The sequence below is a fragment of the Pedobacter sp. UYP30 genome, from assembly GCF_040547165.1.
Taxonomy (GTDB): Bacteria; Bacteroidota; Bacteroidia; order Sphingobacteriales; family Sphingobacteriaceae; genus Pedobacter.
Map to the genome: position 1 here is coordinate 156,593 of NZ_JBEPPD010000006.1, position 16,975 is coordinate 173,567.

Below are 16,975 nucleotides of genomic sequence, written 5' to 3' on the forward strand. Positions count from 1 at the left end.
CTGAATATTAATGAGTTTGGGCAGGATGAACTAGCCCTAATTTGCGATAGACTTACCGTATTTCTATGAATTATCATTATTCCTGAATTTTTTTTAGAATGTAGCTGATTAAATAAGCAGTAATTTTATTATAACTTTATCTGTTGATAGGTTTAAGTTATTTCAAATTTTAAAAAAATTAATTATATAAGCTTATGTTAACTATTTTTTACAAATTGTGCGTTTTGTAACCCATCAAATGAGCACAGACGCAAATATTCAGTTGGCTGCCAAGCCTCACTACCCCATATTGGACGGCCTTCGCGGAGTGGCAGCAATTATTGTTGTAACATTTCACCTCGCCGAACCATTCTCGACAGGCAACTTAGATAAAATGGTAAATCATGGTTATTTGGCTGTAGATTTTTTCTTCATATTATCGGGTTTCGTAATAGGCTATGCCTACGATGATCGATGGCAAAAATTAACAATTTCCAATTTTTTTAAACGCCGTATTATACGTCTGCAACCGATGGTGGTTATGGGAATGACGCTTGGTGCTATAGGATTTTATTATACAGATTCTACGCTATGGCCACTTATTCATACCATTCCCCTTTGGAAAATGTTGTTAGTAATGCTCATAGGTTATACAATCTTACCAATACCTCTATCACTCGATATTCGTGGTTGGGAGGAAATGCATCCGCTTAACAGCGTTGGATGGTCATTGTTTTTCGAGTATATTGCCAATATTCTGTATGCTATTTGGATTAGGAAATTTTCTAAAACTGCCTTGGGAATCCTAGTGATTATTGCTGCTATTGCACTCGCGCAAATGGCAATCACAAACGGTGATGTGAGCGGTGGCTGGACACTAAATGTAGAACAAGTGCGCATCGGATTTACACGAACTATGTATCCTTTTTTTGCAGGCTTGTTACTTTCACGTGTAGCCAAACCTACCAAAATTAAAAATGCTTTCTTGTGGTGTAGCCTTTTAATAGTTGCCGCACTTTATATGCCACGTATCGGTGGCGCCGAACACATGTGGATGAATGGAATTTACGATGCTGTTTGCATTATTATTGTCTTCCCACTTATCGTTTATCTTGGCGCAAGCGGACTAATGAAAACCCAAAGGGAAAATAAGCTTTGCAAATTCTTAGGCGAGTTATCCTATCCGCTTTATATGGTTCACTATCCATTGGTTTATTTTTATGTTGCCTGGATTAGTGATAACGAGGGAATAACTTTAGCACAGGCTTGGCCGTATGCTTTACTTATCTTAATAGGTTCAATTGGCTTGGCCTATGCCACATTAAAATGGTACGATGAACCGGTTCGCAAATGGTTAAAGAAAAAACTAGCCTAAAGATATGGTAGACCTTTAACGCTAATTTACTGGCATTTTTTTTATTATCAAATAATTACATTAAGATTGATTTCAAAATGTTTAAGTGTTAAACTCTTCTTGCCAAAATGGTTCATTTTACTAATTTTGGTCGGTTTCTTTAAACCGCTTACTTCGAATATCAATGACCGAATCCCAGTTAGCTCCAGATAACTTTAAAACAAAGCAACACTATAAAATTCTAGATGGTTTAAGAGGTCTAGCTGCAGTTGCAGTTGTTATTTTCCATTTTATGGAATGGGCTTACTCAGATTTTACAAAAAATTTTATCGCTCACGGTTTCCTTGCCGTAGATTTCTTTTTTTGTCTCTCTGGTTTCGTTATCGCCTACGCATACGATGATCGAGTTGAAAGAATGGGGATAGTGCAGTTTCTTAAAGCTAGGCTGATTAGACTTCATCCGTTAATTATTCTTGGTTCTGTGTTGGGCTTGCTAACTTTTCTACTCGACCCATTTGGAGGGCAGCCTGAAGCATACAGTTTAGGTAGAACAATATTGATATTCCTGAGTTCAATCTTTCTGATACCTTTTCCAATAATGGCAGAACGTGGATTTAATTTATTTGGGCTAAATGCACCCGCATGGTCGTTATTTTGGGAATATGTTGCAAATATTTTTTATGTATTCATCCTATTCCGAATCAGTCGTAAAGTGTTATTTTTTCTAACAGTTATTGCCGCTGCAACACTTTGCGTGGTCAGCTATAAGGCCGGAAATTTATTAGGCGGTTGGAGCGGCGAAACTTTTTGGGATGGTGGAGCGAGAATATTTTTTTCATTTCTAGCAGGTTTGGCTATTTATAGATTCAACTTAATTATCAAAAACAAGTTTGGTTTTTTGGGTCTAGGTATACTACTATCATTTGCGTTTTTAATGCCGTTTGGTAAGTGGAACTGGCTTACGGAACCTACCATTGTAATATTTTATTTCCCGCTTTTAATAGCGTTGGGAGCAGGCACAGCGGTAGCACCCAAATTGAAGAAACTTTGCGAATTTTCGGGAAAGATATCATATCCGCTATACATGACCCACTATGCTTTTCTATGGATGTTTGGCAACTACTATACAAGCAACAAACCTGCTGGCGTAGAGTTGGCGTTAATTATTGTAACTTCTTTAATCCTTTTGGTTGGCTTTGCGTACCTAGCAATGAGGCTTTATGATATTCCGATAAGAAGATATTTTAACAATAAAAGAAAAGTTACAACTGTTATTCAGTAGTATTTATACTTAGGCGATTTGTAGCCACAAATTTCATTCCCGAGTTTGTTTCTTTTTTAAAGTTTGATTTTTGGTTGCGAAAATGAGTCGAAATTTTAAGACTTGAAGAGTACCTATCTAAAAAAAACGCAATATTAGAGCCGCTACCAAGCCTCTAGATAATGATATTTAGAGGCTTCTGCTTACAGATCATGGAAGTACCGGAAGTGTTCGGGGTGGCATCAAATAGGCTAATGTTAAAAATTAATAAACCCATATCTACGTCTTTGAAAGTTATAAAACCATAATTGTGTAACTAAACTAAACCATTCTCAATGTGTGAATGATGCAACATATTTTATAAAATGTGCAACTCTAAAAATCTGTAAATGTGGATTTTTACCAAATCTATTGGTTGTTTTGATCTTACCTTTAAAATAAGGTCTTCTTCATTTTAAATATTGAACGAAATTCAAATTTTAATATATGGCGTCTACCAATAAAAAAGCAGGCACCTAAGTCATTCATATACATTGGCTGATTATACTCAAATCCAAAGACGCAGTTTTAAAAACTTGTCAAACAGTTATGAATAATTCCTCCAAAAATTGTCTTCTTACGATAAACGGCGGGTCGTCCAGCATTAAGTATGCTTTGTACGAAATTGAAGATGCTCTTAATCCAGTATTTTCTGCAGAAATGGAAGGGATTGGAAGCGGTAAAACTCAACTGCACTCCAAAAAATTAGAAGGTGTTCAAGAACATGCCATTATTGAAATTGCAAATCATACCGAAGCGGCAGAATGGATAGTTGAATGGCTTAAAAAAGAGTTCATTGAGGTAAAGGCAATTGGTCATAGAATAGTTCAGGGGATGGAACATACGTTACCTGATATAATTACCGAAGAATTAATAGAGCGGCTAAAATCCGTCAGTGCTTATGACCCTGAACATTTGCCCTCGGAAATCAAATTGATTGAAGTGTTTAGAAAACATTATCCAGATCTAGATCAGGTTGTGTGCTTTGATACCGCGTTTCACAACGATATGCCAGATGTTGCCAAATTAGTTCCCATTCCATTGAAATACCGAGATAAGGGAGTTAAACGATATGGATTTCACGGTCTTTCTTACGCATATCTTTTACAAGAATTTGAAAGAATTGAAGGCACTGAAAAAGCAAAAGAAAAAATCATTATTGCCCATCTGGGTAGCGGAGCAAGCCTGGCGGCAATTAAAGATAGAAAGAGCGTCGATACGAGTATGGGTTTTACACCAGCGTCTGGCCTAACCATGAGCACCCGCAGCGGAGATATAGATCCTGGAGTAGCATGGTATCTGCAGAAATTCGAAAAGTTAACGCCGTCGCAGTTTAATCACATGGTCAACCATGAATCGGGGCTATTTGCAATTTCAGAAACAACTGCGGATATGCAGCAACTCCTAAAGTTGGAGCAAAAAGACAAACGTGCCGCAGAGGCCGTTGATTTCTTTTGCTACCAATGTGTAAAATGGATAGGCGCATTTACCGCTGCACTTGGTGGCTTGGATACGTTAATATTTTCTGGAGGTATTGGAGAACACGCTCCAAAGATAAGGGAGAGGATTTGCGCGAAACTCCGGTTTTTAGGAATAGATCTCGATGTGCCAAAAAATGAAAAAAATGAGGAGGTCATTTCAAAAAGTGCCAGTAAGATATCTGTCAGGGTAATGAAAACCAATGAAGAGTTGATAATTGCACAGTCAGTATGTACAGCTTTGAATTATAATATAAAATTTAAATAAAATGAAATCAGTAGCAATCAACCCCGAGGTTGAAACCTTATCACCAGATTTATTAAAGAAGATGAATGCCTATTGGCGGGCGGCAAATTATCTCTCTGTTGGACAAATATATCTTTATGATAATCCACTACTGAGAGAGCCTCTGAAAATCGAGCACGTTAAACCACTCGTGGTTGGGCATTGGGGTACAACACCTGGGCAAAATTTCATATATGTACATTTAAATCGTGCTATTAAAAAGTATGATTTAGATATGTTTTACGTTGCAGGACCTGGGCACGGTGGCCCTGCTTTGGTAGGCAATGTTTATTTAGAAGGAACATGGAGTGATGTGTATCCTGATATGACCCAAGATGAAGCTGGGATGAAAAAACTGTTTACAAAATTTTCTTTCCCGGGTGGTATTTCTAGTCACGTTGCGCCGACTACTCCGGGTTCCATCCACGAAGGCGGAGAATTGGGCTATTCCTTGAGCCATGCTTTTGGTGCTGCATTCGATAATCCAGAGTTAATAGTAGCCTGTATTATTGGAGATGGCGAGGCAGAAACCGGGCCTTTGGCAACGGCTTGGCAATCGAACAAATTCCTTAACCCAATTAATGACGGTGCGGTGTTGCCTATTTTGCATTTAAACGGATATAAAATAAGTAATCCGACCCTACTTGCCAGAATTGAACACGAGGAACTAGAAAAATTTTTACAAGGCTGTGGATGGACTCCTTATTTTGTAGAAGGAGATGACCCAGAAACGATGCATAAGCTCATGGCCGAAACATTGGATAAAGCCATCACAGCTATTAAAGAACATCAGCAAAACGCGAGAGAAAATAACGACAACAGCCGGCCTAGGTGGCCGATGATTGTGTTAAGATCTCCTAAAGGTTGGACTGGTCCGAAAACGGTTGATGGTTTGCCTAATGAAGGAACATTCCGTTCTCACCAAGTACCTATTTCAGTAGACCATAAACACCTAGATCATCTTAGCCAGCTGGAAAGTTGGATGAAGAGTTACAAGCCCGAGGAATTATTTGATGAAACCGGAAGATTAATTCCTGAATTGGCAGATTTGGCTCCGAAAGGCAACAGTCGTATGGGCGCTAATCTTCACACCAATGGCGGCTTATTGCTAAAAGATCTTTGTATGCCCGATTTCAGGGTTCATGCCGTAAAAATACCTTCGCCAGGAGCTGTTAAAGTTGGCGACACCCCAGTATTAGGAAAGTTCTTTCGTGACATCGTAGACCTTAACAGAGATAATTTTCGAATTTTCGGTCCTGATGAAACGCTTTCGAATTTATTAGGGGCTGTGTTCGAAACGAGCAACCGCCAATGGGACGCAAAGGAAGAAGAAAACGATGAATTTTTGGCGCCTTCAGGGCGGATAATGGATTCGCAGCTCAGCGAACACCAGTGCGAGGGTTGGCTAGAAGGCTATTTACTAACTGGCAGACATGGTCTTTTTAACAGTTACGAAGCATTTATTCGTATTGTCGATTCCATGTTTAGTCAACACGCCAAATGGTTAAAGGTTACCAAAGAATTACCTTGGAGGCGACCTATAGCTTCGTTAAATTATCTTCTTGCATCACACGTTTGGCAGCAAGATCATAACGGATTTACCCATCAAGATCCAGGTTTTCTAGATCACGTTATCAACAAAAAAGCAGATATCGTTCGGGTGTACTTACCACCAGATGCAAATTGCCTATTATCTGTATTTGATCATTGCCTGCGTAGCAGAAATTACGTAAACGTAGTGGTCGCTGGTAAACATCCATTGCCACAATGGTTAAATATGGACGCCGCGATAATTCATTGCACCGAAGGTGTAGGAATATGGCAATGGGCTAGTAACGATCAAGAATCAGAACCAGATGTAATTATGGCATGTTGTGGAGATACGCCAACTTTAGAGATTATGGCAGCCGTTTCTATTCTTCGCGAGCATTTACCAGACCTGAGGGTTCGTGTTGTAAATGTGGTTGATTTGATGAAATTACAATCTGCGAGCGAGCATCCCCACGGATTGAGCGACCAGGATTATGATTCGCTATTTACAAAAGACAAACACATTGTTTTTGCATTCCACGGATACCCTTGGTTGATACATCGCTTAACTTATCGCCGTACCAATCGCAATTTACATGTGAGAGGTTATAAAGAAGAGGGAACTATCACAACCCCGTTTGATATGAGGGTGCAAAATGACATCGACAGATTTCATTTGGTACAAGATGTAGTTGACCGCGTACCAAATTTAGGCTCTAAAGGAGCTTATCTAAAACAAATGATGAAGGACAAATTGATACAGCACAAGCATTTTATTGATGTGCATGGCGAAGATATGCCCGAAATAGTTAATTGGGAATGGAACATTAAGCAATGAACAAAGTAGAGCTGATACAGACTGTCCGAGCACTTTTAGCTGATAACAAAGGATTGTTGGCAATGGACGAAAGCATTAGCACCTGCAATAAACGTTTTGCGGCGTTAGGAATTCCGCAAACCGAAGAAATGCGGCGAAGATATCGTGAACTGCTTGTTACCACGCCATACCTTAATGAGAGCATCAGCGGAGCTATATTATTTGACGAAACCATCCGACAACAAAAATCGGATGGTACGCAATTTATTGAAATACTTATCAATGCAGGCATCATCCCCGGCATTAAAGTAGATATGGGTGCGAAACCAATGGTAGAATTTCCTGGTGAGAAACTAACTGAAGGGCTTGATGGCTTGCCTGCACGGCTCGCCGAATACAGTAAAATGGGCGCTCGGTTCGCCAAGTGGCGAGCCGTATTAGCCATCGGCGAAGGTATCCCAAGTAAGGAATGTATTAAAGCGAATGCACAGGCGTTGGCTCGCTACGCACAATTCTGCCAAGAGGCAGGATTAGTACTTATCGTTGAACCAGAAGTAATGATGACCGGTAACCACTCTTTAAAAAAATGTGCTGAGATAACCGAAGAGGTTCTTCAAACTGTATTTGAGCAGCTTTACAAACAACATGTTTTATTGGAGGGAATGCTGTTGAAACCGAACATGATTTTGCCTGGACTGAATTCAAAAATTCCAGAGACTGTTGATGGGATAGCAGAAGCTACAGTAAGTTGTTTGTTAAAGGTAGTGCCAAAGGCCGTTCCCGGCATCGCGTTTTTATCTGGCGGGCAATCTGCAGAACTTGCTTCGGCCAGATTAAATGCGATGAACAAACAGTATAAAGCAGAATTACCTTGGGCACTTACCTTTTCATTTGGTAGAGCTTTACAGGAACCAGCTTTAGAAATATGGCGAGGCGAAGATGCTAACACAGTCAAGGCACAGCGTGCATTAAAACACAGAGCCGACTGTAACAGGGCTGCATGTATGGGCAACTATAATAGCAAGATAGAACAAGGGTTTTGGCAGGAAGAAGATGGCAATCGCAGGTAAAAAAAGTGTGAATTATATAACTTATTTTACGAATTGCGTAATCCCGAAACACCCTATAATATCCAATTTTGCGAAATGCTTTTTCCATTCATGACTTTAGATTTCAACATAAACTCGAAATGAAAGCCGATTTAAAACATATCAATGACAAATTAAACTACGGCAAAATTGTGTCCGTCCGCGGCAGCGTCATTGATGCGTACTTTGAAGAATCACTGCCCGCAGTTTACACCTTATTGCACGCGGGGGAAAAAAATGAAATAGCCATAGAAGTATTGTCTCAATTAGACGATCATACTGTTAGAGGAATTGCCCTAACTCCTACCCAAGGTCTTGCTCGCGGGATGCAGATAGAAACGGACGGCAAAGAACTGATGGTGCCAGTTGGTAAAAGAACGCTAGGCAGAATGTTCGACGTTTTTGGCAACACCATAGATCATTTAAAAACCTTACCAGAAGGCGAAACACGTAGCATCCATCAAAATCCACCGCCGCTGGACAAGCGCGCCACAAATTCTCAGGTATTCGAAACGGGCATCAAAGCAATTGACGTTTTAATACCGCTAGAACGCGGCGGAAAAGCTGGTTTATTTGGCGGTGCAGGCGTTGGCAAAACAGTTTTGTTAACCGAAATGATCCACAATATGGTGGGGCAGAATAAAGGCGTTAGTATGTTTTGCGGCATTGGAGAACGCTGCAGAGAAGGTAACGAGCTTTATAATGCGATGAAAGATGCAGATTTACTGGATAACATGATTATGATGTTTGGGCAAATGAACGAACCGCCTGGCGCCCGTTTCCGTGTAGGTCACGCCGCTTTAACAATGGCAGAATATTTTCGGGATGATGAACATAAAGATGTTTTATTGTTGATCGATAATATTTTTAGGTTTATCCAAGCAGGGATGGAAGTGTCTGGTTTAATGGGTCAGATGCCATCGCGTTTGGGTTATCAACCCACGTTAGAAACAGAATTGTCGGCTTTAGAAGAACGCATTGCCAATACAGACTCTGGTGCAATTACCTCTATACAAGCGGTATATGTTCCTGCCGACGATTTTACTGATCCAGCCGCAGTGCATGCTTTCTCGCACCTTTCTGCAACCATTGCCCTTTCTCGAGAAAGGGCAAGTGAAGGGCTTTATCCTTCCATAGATTTTTTGCAATCTAATTCTAAAATGGCAACCCCGGGTATTATAGGAGATAGACATTATCAGCTTGCACAGCAAATCAGACAGACATTTGCAAAATACGAAGACCTAAAAGACATCATTTCCATGCTTGGGATGGAGCAGTTATCCACAGGCGATCGGCTTGTAGTAAACCGAGCGAGGCGCTTGGAGCGCTTTTTAACTCAGCCCTTTTTTGCTACCGAACGGTTTAGCGGGGTAAAAGGAGAAGTTGTGAGTCTAAAAGATGCCTTAGATGGTTGTGAAAGAATCTTATCTGATGAATTTAAAGACTTGCCAGAGAATGCTTTTTATATGATAGGCAATATTGAGGAGGCACTTAAAAACAAAAATGCAACCAAAGAAAAACCCGTTGCAGCGAAACATGCGGTTAAGGAAGGGCAAACAACATGAACTTAAAAATATTACTTCCATACAAAGTCTTCGCCGAAGTAAAAGATGTTGATAACATCGTTGCAGAAACAAGTGAAGGATCTTTCGGCTTTTTACCGCAAAGATTAGACTGCGTTGCCGTATTGGTACCCGGCATTTTTGCTTATAAAACAGATAAAATGCATTACGTGGCGGTGAGCGAAGGGTTGTTGGTAAAAGCCGGATTAGAAGTGCTTGTTTCTGTTAGAAATGCCGTTGGAGGTGTAGAGCTTGGCAAATTGGCAGACACGGTTAAAAACGAATTTAAACATGTAGATGAGAATGAAGAAAAAGTTAGACAAATGGCATCTAAGCTAGAAAGTGGTTTTCTCTCCAGATTAAAGAAATTTCAACACCTATAAAATGGGAAAGCCAAAAGACGAAGACAATCTTTTCGGTAGGATAATCTCGCAAAAAGAGAAACGCAAATTAGAGGCGCTCAACGAAAAGAAAAGGGCAGAGTGGTTTGGTTTCGGCATGTTTGGTATGGTAGGTTGGTCTATTGTTGCACCCACTTTTTTGGGTACAATTGGTGGGATTTGGTTGGATAAAAATTATCCCCAATCCTTCTCGTGGACAGTAACCTGTTTAATATCGGGTCTGGTAATTGGCTGTTTTATCGCTTGGAATTGGGTAATAAAAGAAGATAAATAATAGAAAGAAATTTAATTATGATGGTAGTAGCATTAGTTAGTGGATTAATATTAGGGATAATATTTTTTGGTGGTTTATGGCTCACCGTGAAAAAGAGTTTGGGGACGGCTTATGCGGCGTTATGGTTTTTGGCGAGCTCGGTTATTCGTACAGCCATTGTGTTAACGGGTTTTTATTTTATTGCTCAAGGTAGTTTGCCTCGAATACTGATAAGTGTTGCAGGATTTGTAGCTGCTAGATTTTTGGTTTTGCGGTTCACCAAGCAGTTTGAACAAAAACAACTTATATCGGCAGCAGCCAACCAGTTATGAACTTGACGCCAGATCAGACCGTTTTTTGGAGTCGTGGTTTTATCACCATAAACCTTACTATAGTTACTACTTGGGCGATTATGTTATTTATGGTTATTGGTGCGAAGTTGGTCACTCGAAAATTGAAGACTACACATAAAATCTCTCGATGGCAGTGCATTTTAGAAATTATCGTAACGGCAATAAACGAACAGATTAAAGAAGTTGGATTGGAAAACCCCTCGCGGTACATAGGTTTTATCGGCACACTGTTTTTGTTCATTGCCGTAAGTAATTTTTGGATCGTATTGCCATGGTATGAACCGCCAACCGGTTCGCTTTCTACCACAGCAGCACTTGCCATCGCCGTATTCTTGGCTGTACCCTTTTTCGGGATTCAAAAAAGCGGCTTTTTTGCATACCTGAAAACATACATCAAACCCACAGTAATCATGTTGCCTTTTAACATTATAAGCGAACTATCAAGAACACTCGCGCTAGCCATCAGGTTATTTGGCAACATTATGAGCGGAGGAATGATCATTGCTATTTTATTAAGTATCTCGCCATTATTCATCCCAATAGTTATGAAAGCCCTTGGTTTGCTTACCGGCATGGTTCAGGCGTACATCTTTAGCATACTGGCTACGGTTTACATAGCCGCGGCAGTTCAAGAAAGCATCAAAAAGAAGAAGAAATTATCAACTCAAAAAAATCACTAATAAAAAAATATAAAATGGACAATGTATCATCAATCGCAATCGCATCAATTATAACTGCCGGATTAACGACCGGCATCGGCTGCATGTTTCCTGCTCTAAGCGAGGGTAAAGCTGTTGCGACAGCCTTAGGATCAATAGCACAACAGCCAGACGCCGCACCTACCATCACCAGAACCTTATTCGTCGGCCTAGCTATGATAGAATCTACAGCAATTTATTGTTTCGTGGTTTCGATGATTTTAATTTTCGCAAACCCTTTCTGGACACATATCATCGCTAAATAACAGAACCCATGCAAATTAACTGGTTCACAGTAATAGCACAGATCATCAATTTTTTGGTGTTGGTTTGGCTGATGAAAAAATACCTTTACAAACCCATTCTGCAGGCTGTTGATGAACGCGAAAAGAAAATAGCTGCTGAATTAACAGATGCAAAGACTAAGAAAAATGAGGCAAAAAAAGAACAGGACGAGTTCCAAAAGAAGAATGATACGTTTGACAGTCATAAAAAGAAAATGATGGATCAGGCGACATCAGATACAGAGAAAGAACGACAAAAGTTACTGGATCAAGCCCATAAAGAAGCAGCAGATTTAAAGCTGAAATTAGAGAAGGCATCCAAAGATTTACAAGAAAATTTGAACGACCAGTTAGCCCAACAAACTCAGCAAACAGTTTTTTCCATTACAAAAAAAGCACTTGCCGAAATGGCTTCCACTACATTGGAAGAACAGACCGTTCAGGTATTCGTCAAAAAGATAAAAGCAATAAACGATAAGGACAAAAAACAATTTTTAAAAGATTTTCATTCAAGTTCGAGTCCTATTTCCGTTAAAAGTGCTTTTGATTTATCAGATAAAGATCAAAAAAGCATAAAATCAGCAATTGGATCCATCCTTGGTGATGAGGGTAAATATAACTTCGAGACCGATTCTAAGATGATAAGCGGTATAGAGTTAGCTACCAATAGTTATAAGCTTTCTTGGAGTTTTACAGCCTACATCAATTCCCTTGAGAAAAGTATGGAGACCGAAAAAAACGACACCCGACAAACTGTTAAGCAGTAACAACATGCCATCAAAAACTTTAAAAGATACAATCGAAAGCACTTTCGAACACCTCGAAAAGGGCAATACGGAGTATGTATTCGAATTTGCCCCCAAAGAGATTGGCTATGTTACAAGTGTGGCTACCGGGATTGTAAAAGTCTCCGGGCTTGAGGGAGCAGGCTTTGAGGAACTATTAAAATTCTCTGAAGATCTTTATGGTATTGCCTACAACTTAGACGAGGCCGAGATTGGGGTAATTTTGCTCGGCGACGACACCTTGTTAAACGCTGGCGATGAAGTTGAGCGCACAGGTCGGGTAATGGATATTCCGGTTGGCAATCATTTAATTGGTCGAGTAATTAACCCTATGGGCATTGCCATTGACGGCAAAGGGGCAGTTTCTACGACCAAAAGATTGCCTATAGAACGGCCTTCGCCAGCAATTATGGATCGCTCGGCCGTAGATTCGCCGTTACAAACGGGCATAAAGGTGCTCGATGCTTTGATTCCAATTGGTCGCGGACAGCGGGAATTGATTGTGGGTGATAGACAAACCGGAAAAACCCAAATAGCCATAGATACCATTCTCAACCAGAAAGGAAAAGATGTGGTGTGTGTTTACTGTGCTATAGGTCAGCGCGCTGCCGCAGTGGCGAAGGTAATAGCCAACCTCGAACAAAAAGGGGCAATGGATTATACAGTGGTTATGGTGGCAGAAGGCAACAATGCAGCTGGGCTAAAATATATTGCACCTTACGCGGCCACCAGTATTGCAGAATATTTTATGGAGCAAGGCCGTAACGTGCTTATTGTTTATGATGATTTGACCCATCATGCAAGGGCTTATCGAGAACTTTCCTTGCTTTTACGCAGGCCGCCGGGCAGGGAAGCTTTTCCAGGTGATATTTTCTATATCCATTCCAGATTATTAGAAAGATCTACACACTTAAGTGATGAACTGAAAGGCGGATCGCTTACGGCTTTGCCAATTATCGAAACTGAAGCCCAAAATATCTCTGCTTATATTCCAACCAACCTCATTTCCATTACGGATGGACAGATTTACCTTTCGCCTAAATTATTTGAAGCTGGTAATTTACCTGCAGTTGATGTCGGCAAATCCGTTTCGCGGGTTGGATCTAATGCGCAATTGCCTGTTTATAAATCTATCGTAAACCTAAAATTACAATATGCACAATTTGAGGAGCTAGAAAATTTTTCCCGTTTCGGTACTCGACTTGATGAAAACACCAAAAAAGTTATTGATCATGGCCAACGGATCAGAATCTGCTTAAAGCAAAACGAACTCAACCCTTTTACGGTTTCCGAGCAAATAGTAATTTTGTTGGCGTTAATTAACGGGCTTTTCGATGATATTCCACTTAGCAAAATAGCCAATGCCGAAGCGGCTATCCTAAAGGATATGGAAAAATTTCCTGCTGCGATATTAAAAAGTATATTTGGCGATAAGCCTTTGAGTGATGGGGATCGAGACCAAATTCTAAAAATTGCTAAAGAAATTCTAATCCCATTGAAGGAGAAGCAGCCAGACGATCAAACCCCAAAATAATGGATACTTTAGAGGATTTGAACAGAAAGCTAGATGGCGCAAAAGATATAAAATCGGTAGTTAAAGCCATGAAAGCTATGGCAGCCGCCAACATTTCTCAATATGAAGCGGCGGTAGCGTCTCTTGGAGATTATTATCATACGGTAACCCTCGGCATTAAAGCTTATCTCACGGCAGAGAAAATTCAGACATTTATAGAAAAACCTGTCTACAGAAAAGAGGACAATCAAACAATTTGTGTTATAGTTTTTGGGTCAGACCTTGGTTTGGTTGGGCAGTTTAATGATTTAATCTCTGGATATGTGCAGCAAACCCTTGGTGGAGTTGCAGGCAAGAAGGAGCTTTGGGTGATTGGCGAGCGAGTACAGGCGCTTTTAGAAGATTCAGGGCTAAACGTTACAAAATCATATTCTGTTCCCGGTTCTATAGATGCGGTCACTCCCCTAATTCAAAATATTCTTATAGAAATTGAGGCCGCCCGAGAAAAAGAACACATTCATCAATTTTATGTATTTCACAACCAGCCAAAAGTTGGCTCTGGCTGTGAGCCTGTTGTGCAACGCTTATTACCGCTCGACCAAAAGTGGATGCAAGAAATAATAAATATCCCGTGGCCAACAAACAACATACCCGAAGTTGCAGGAAATCCTGAAACTACATTGACTGCACTACTTAGTGCTTACCTTTTTGTTTCGACGTTTAAGGCCTGCACAGAATCACTAGCAGCAGAGAATGCCAGCCGACTGGAAGCCATGCAGCGGGCAGAAAAAAGTATAACTGACATGCTGGAAGCGCTGAGCAAAAAATTTCAGAGTTTGAGACAGAGCATGATTGATGAAGAGCTTTTTGATGTCGTTTCTGGATTTGAAGCACTAAAAAAAGAGCGGCATTAAAATCATCTAAAAATAACTATTACTGTTACTATTTGTTGTGTCAAGCGTTCACATCTTAGAGCGTAGATGTTGGGGATTCTAAAATCTGCGAAAGCAAAAGCAACCTCGTTTTGCTTTATAAAGATTGCTAACACCTTTTACTTAAAGTATTCTCTCGTAATTGTGGGATTTATATAAGATTTTTCTAAACTTATATAATCTTTTATGTTGTTAAGAGTTGAACTTTACTGAAGAGAACCTGAGCCTGCGCGGTTGCAAGCGCCTAAATATTTACAGATGAGTAACATTCCACTTTACCCTTTACAATTTAAACCTATTTATCAATACCGCCTTTGGGGTGGAAGGAAATTGGAACGCTTACTTTCTAAACCGTTGCCAAAAGATAAGCCGATTGGTGAAGCTTGGATATTAAGCGACAGGAAAAATCATGCGAGTAAAGTTAAAAAAGGCGATTTAAAGGGTTACACCATCACTCAATTAATGGAGGAATATCCTAATGAACTTATGGGCAGGTTGGCGAACCGCTTTACACGTTTCCCGTTATTGTTGAAGTTTTTGGATTGTAAGGAAGTTTTATCGGTGCAGGTCCATCCCTCAGACAATCAAAAAGCGTATATCCCAAAAGGCGAAACAGGGAAAACCGAAGCTTGGGTGGTTTTACAGACAACTAAGGAAAGCCGCATTTACGCGGGCTTGAAGGATGGCACGAATGAACAAAATCTGCGAAAGGCTATCGAGAATGATTGTATAGTTAAAAAGCTCCATAGTTTTGTGCCTAAATCTGGAGATGCTATTTTTATCCAATCTGGCACAGTGCACACGTTGGTTGGAACAGTTGTGTTCGAAATACAAGAAAATAGTGATGTTACCTTTCGTCTATACGATTGGAATCGCATTGACCCAAAAGCCGGAAAGCCTCGCAAACTTCAAGTAGATGATGCAATAGCAAGTATCGATTTTGAACAGGTTGGCATTTGTCCGATTGAGCCACTCCCAGACCCTAAAACCCCCGACACGAAAGAGCAGTTATTTAATTGTAGATATTTTTTGGTTTGGCGAACAACGGGAGATTTACCATTTAAAGTTGGCAAGACAAATGAACCGCGGGTACTCGTTTGCCTTGATGGGAAAGGCAAATTAAACTATCTTGAAACAAGCTATCCAATGAACAAAGGAGATGTATTTCTTTTGCCCGCATCGGTTGGAGAGTGTATGTATGAACCAGAGGAAACGGTTACCTTATTAGAAATAGCGATACCGCGAAACCCGAGCTAGCGCTTTTGAAACTTCCAAAATAACACTCAGCAAAAAATCAATTTCTCTCGCTCTTCTGAATGTTAAGCTGGCGCATTACGAAGTGCAAATACAGCGGATTTTTGAATCAGCAAAGGCGAAAAATTTTTTCAGTTTGCCTTATCGCGATTGCAAACACCCTCTCTCAAAATTTCGACCTGCTCCCTAGAAACATGTCGAATACCAACATAAAATATAGAAAATGAACGTACTTAATTGTTCTATATTTTAATGAGCGCGCCAAAAAAACACTAAATCAAATAAAAAATGGGCATCATTAGATGTGTGGTTATTTACCAATGAATGCCATAAAACACTAGATGCATTTTCTGTGCGGTGAAGAAAGCTACAGCCAGTTGAGCGCAGAGCTCTAAATTAAATTAATGATTCTTCCATCTCAACTTCTTCCTTGGTATACGCCTCTATCGCATCCAAAATAGATAAGGCAAGTCTTCCTTTCCTCGTTTCAGATAAGCGGAGCGCAATGGTCAAATAATCTTTTATCTCGCCTTTATGAGATAAGTCAAACGAAATGCTACTCTCATCCTCGATAAGCTTATAACTCAACTCTGCGATAATGTTTTGTTTCATAACTTTAATTTTTAATAGTCATCTAGCGACTAAAATTTACAGGCACCTATACATATTTAAATTAACTGTTGCCAAGAAAACCTAAACAAAAAACGTGCGAAACACCTCTTTTATTCTTTATAGCTATTCTTTAGTGTGTTTTTTTAGCATCATGATCAAAAGCCAAACCGCGAGAAAATAGCCACAATCTATGCTATAAGCAAAGAGGAATAGAAAATTATGCAAAAACAGCTATTAATAACAAAAAATAAAATTGATTTCAAAAAATCACCTTTTGAATTTAAATTTCTTCATCTCAGAATTTTAACTTTTCGGCAATATTCCTTACATTAATTAAAGTTTAGTTAACTTTCTTCTTTGATTATAAGCTTCCACTAAGTTTCTTATGAAGCAATCTACCCTCGTTGCAGGGATTATTTCCTTATCGGAATTGCAACAGGGATGGTAATTAAAATTTTGAAAAAATTTGCCCGCAGGGCCGCAGCGATAGCGGAGT

General features: G+C 39.8%; 16 protein-coding genes. 15 read left to right on the top strand and 1 reads right to left on the bottom strand.

Annotated elements, in window-relative coordinates:
• The first annotated feature begins 238 nt into the window (after positions 1 to 238).
• The 15 genes from ABIB40_RS09295 to ABIB40_RS09365 all read left to right on the top strand — a co-directional run bounded on the left by ABIB40_RS09295 (position 239) and on the right by ABIB40_RS09365 (position 15,870).
• Positions 239 to 1,354 carry an acyltransferase family protein gene (locus tag ABIB40_RS09295; RefSeq protein ID WP_354358292.1) on the top strand — a complete coding sequence of 372 codons (1,116 nt, stop codon included), beginning with the start codon at positions 239 to 241 and terminating at the stop codon, positions 1,352 to 1,354.
• A 163-nt stretch (positions 1,355 to 1,517) separates the two neighbouring features.
• A complete protein-coding gene (locus tag ABIB40_RS09300) occupies positions 1,518 to 2,615 on the top strand; it encodes an acyltransferase family protein (RefSeq protein ID WP_354358294.1) in 1,098 nt (365 codons plus the stop codon).
• Positions 2,616 to 3,182: 567 nt separating this feature from the next.
• A complete protein-coding gene (locus tag ABIB40_RS09305; protein ID WP_354358296.1) occupies positions 3,183 to 4,379 on the top strand; it encodes an acetate/propionate family kinase in 1,197 nt (398 codons plus the stop codon).
• Position 4,380: 1 nt separating this feature from the next.
• The gene (locus tag ABIB40_RS09310; protein ID WP_354358298.1) at positions 4,381 to 6,765 is read left to right on the top strand and encodes a phosphoketolase family protein; all 2,385 of its coding nucleotides are present in this window, start codon (positions 4,381 to 4,383) and stop codon (positions 6,763 to 6,765) included.
• Positions 6,762 to 7,814: a class I fructose-bisphosphate aldolase gene (locus tag ABIB40_RS09315; RefSeq protein ID WP_354358300.1), complete on the top strand. Its 1,053-nt coding sequence runs from the start codon at positions 6,762 to 6,764 to the stop codon at positions 7,812 to 7,814. Before ABIB40_RS09310 ends, ABIB40_RS09315 begins: the two co-directional genes overlap by 4 nt.
• A 119-nt stretch (positions 7,815 to 7,933) precedes the next feature.
• Entirely contained in the window at positions 7,934 to 9,397 is a 1,464-nt protein-coding gene (gene atpD / locus ABIB40_RS09320; protein ID WP_354358302.1) for a F0F1 ATP synthase subunit beta, read from the top strand.
• Positions 9,394 to 9,777, top strand: coding sequence for a F0F1 ATP synthase subunit epsilon (locus ABIB40_RS09325; protein WP_354358304.1), 384 nt, complete (start codon positions 9,394 to 9,396; stop codon positions 9,775 to 9,777). The genes atpD and ABIB40_RS09325 overlap by 4 nt, the downstream gene beginning before the upstream one ends.
• A gap of 1 nt (position 9,778) precedes the next feature.
• Entirely contained in the window at positions 9,779 to 10,069 is a 291-nt protein-coding gene (locus ABIB40_RS09330) for an AtpZ/AtpI family protein (RefSeq protein WP_354358306.1), read from the top strand.
• A 17-nt stretch (positions 10,070 to 10,086) separates the two neighbouring features.
• On the top strand, positions 10,087 to 10,380 hold the full coding sequence (locus ABIB40_RS09335; RefSeq protein ID WP_354358308.1) for an N-ATPase subunit AtpR: 294 nt from the start codon (positions 10,087 to 10,089) through the stop codon (positions 10,378 to 10,380).
• The gene (locus tag ABIB40_RS09340) at positions 10,377 to 11,081 is read left to right on the top strand and encodes a F0F1 ATP synthase subunit A (protein ID WP_354358310.1); all 705 of its coding nucleotides are present in this window, start codon (positions 10,377 to 10,379) and stop codon (positions 11,079 to 11,081) included. The genes ABIB40_RS09335 and ABIB40_RS09340 overlap by 4 nt, the downstream gene beginning before the upstream one ends.
• A 14-nt stretch (positions 11,082 to 11,095) precedes the next feature.
• Positions 11,096 to 11,365 (top strand): F0F1 ATP synthase subunit C, encoded by a 270-nt coding sequence (locus ABIB40_RS09345; protein WP_354358312.1) that lies wholly within the window; start codon positions 11,096 to 11,098, stop codon positions 11,363 to 11,365.
• 8 nt (positions 11,366 to 11,373) lie between these two features.
• Positions 11,374 to 12,150: a F0F1 ATP synthase subunit B family protein gene (locus ABIB40_RS09350; protein ID WP_354358314.1), complete on the top strand. Its 777-nt coding sequence runs from the start codon at positions 11,374 to 11,376 to the stop codon at positions 12,148 to 12,150.
• Positions 12,151 to 12,154: 4 nt separating this feature from the next.
• Positions 12,155 to 13,702, top strand: coding sequence for an alternate F1F0 ATPase, F1 subunit alpha (locus ABIB40_RS09355; RefSeq protein ID WP_354358316.1), 1,548 nt, complete (start codon positions 12,155 to 12,157; stop codon positions 13,700 to 13,702).
• A complete protein-coding gene (locus ABIB40_RS09360) occupies positions 13,702 to 14,595 on the top strand; it encodes a F0F1 ATP synthase subunit gamma (protein WP_354358318.1) in 894 nt (297 codons plus the stop codon). Before ABIB40_RS09355 ends, ABIB40_RS09360 begins: the two co-directional genes overlap by 1 nt.
• Positions 14,596 to 14,871: 276 nt before the next feature.
• On the top strand, positions 14,872 to 15,870 hold the full coding sequence (locus ABIB40_RS09365; protein ID WP_354358320.1) for a type I phosphomannose isomerase catalytic subunit: 999 nt from the start codon (positions 14,872 to 14,874) through the stop codon (positions 15,868 to 15,870).
• 393 nt (positions 15,871 to 16,263) lie between these two features.
• Here the strand turns inward: ABIB40_RS09365 and ABIB40_RS09370 are convergent, their stop codons facing one another.
• Complete coding sequence (locus ABIB40_RS09370) at positions 16,264 to 16,479, bottom strand: hypothetical protein (RefSeq protein WP_354358322.1); 216 nt, start codon at positions 16,477 to 16,479, stop codon at positions 16,264 to 16,266.
• Positions 16,480 to 16,975 lie beyond the last annotated feature (496 nt).

Bases quoted from the DNA above. Each gene is read 5' to 3' on its own strand.
- ABIB40_RS09295 (WP_354358292.1), top strand. From the start codon at position 239: ATGAGCACAGACGCAAATATTCAGTTGGCTGCCAAGCCTCACTACCCC.
- ABIB40_RS09300 (WP_354358294.1), top strand. From the start codon at position 1,518: ATGACCGAATCCCAGTTAGCTCCAGATAACTTTAAAACAAAGCAACAC.
- ABIB40_RS09305 (WP_354358296.1), top strand. From the start codon at position 3,183: ATGAATAATTCCTCCAAAAATTGTCTTCTTACGATAAACGGCGGGTCG.
- ABIB40_RS09310 (WP_354358298.1), top strand. From the start codon at position 4,381: ATGAAATCAGTAGCAATCAACCCCGAGGTTGAAACCTTATCACCAGAT.
- ABIB40_RS09315 (WP_354358300.1), top strand. From the start codon at position 6,762: ATGAACAAAGTAGAGCTGATACAGACTGTCCGAGCACTTTTAGCTGAT.
- atpD (WP_354358302.1), top strand. From the start codon at position 7,934: ATGAAAGCCGATTTAAAACATATCAATGACAAATTAAACTACGGCAAA.
- ABIB40_RS09325 (WP_354358304.1), top strand. From the start codon at position 9,394: ATGAACTTAAAAATATTACTTCCATACAAAGTCTTCGCCGAAGTAAAA.
- ABIB40_RS09330 (WP_354358306.1), top strand. From the start codon at position 9,779: ATGGGAAAGCCAAAAGACGAAGACAATCTTTTCGGTAGGATAATCTCG.
- ABIB40_RS09335 (WP_354358308.1), top strand. From the start codon at position 10,087: ATGATGGTAGTAGCATTAGTTAGTGGATTAATATTAGGGATAATATTT.
- ABIB40_RS09340 (WP_354358310.1), top strand. From the start codon at position 10,377: ATGAACTTGACGCCAGATCAGACCGTTTTTTGGAGTCGTGGTTTTATC.
- ABIB40_RS09345 (WP_354358312.1), top strand. From the start codon at position 11,096: ATGGACAATGTATCATCAATCGCAATCGCATCAATTATAACTGCCGGA.
- ABIB40_RS09350 (WP_354358314.1), top strand. From the start codon at position 11,374: ATGCAAATTAACTGGTTCACAGTAATAGCACAGATCATCAATTTTTTG.
- ABIB40_RS09355 (WP_354358316.1), top strand. From the start codon at position 12,155: ATGCCATCAAAAACTTTAAAAGATACAATCGAAAGCACTTTCGAACAC.
- ABIB40_RS09360 (WP_354358318.1), top strand. From the start codon at position 13,702: ATGGATACTTTAGAGGATTTGAACAGAAAGCTAGATGGCGCAAAAGAT.
- ABIB40_RS09365 (WP_354358320.1), top strand. From the start codon at position 14,872: ATGAGTAACATTCCACTTTACCCTTTACAATTTAAACCTATTTATCAA.
- ABIB40_RS09370 (WP_354358322.1), bottom strand. From the start codon at position 16,479: ATGAAACAAAACATTATCGCAGAGTTGAGTTATAAGCTTATCGAGGAT.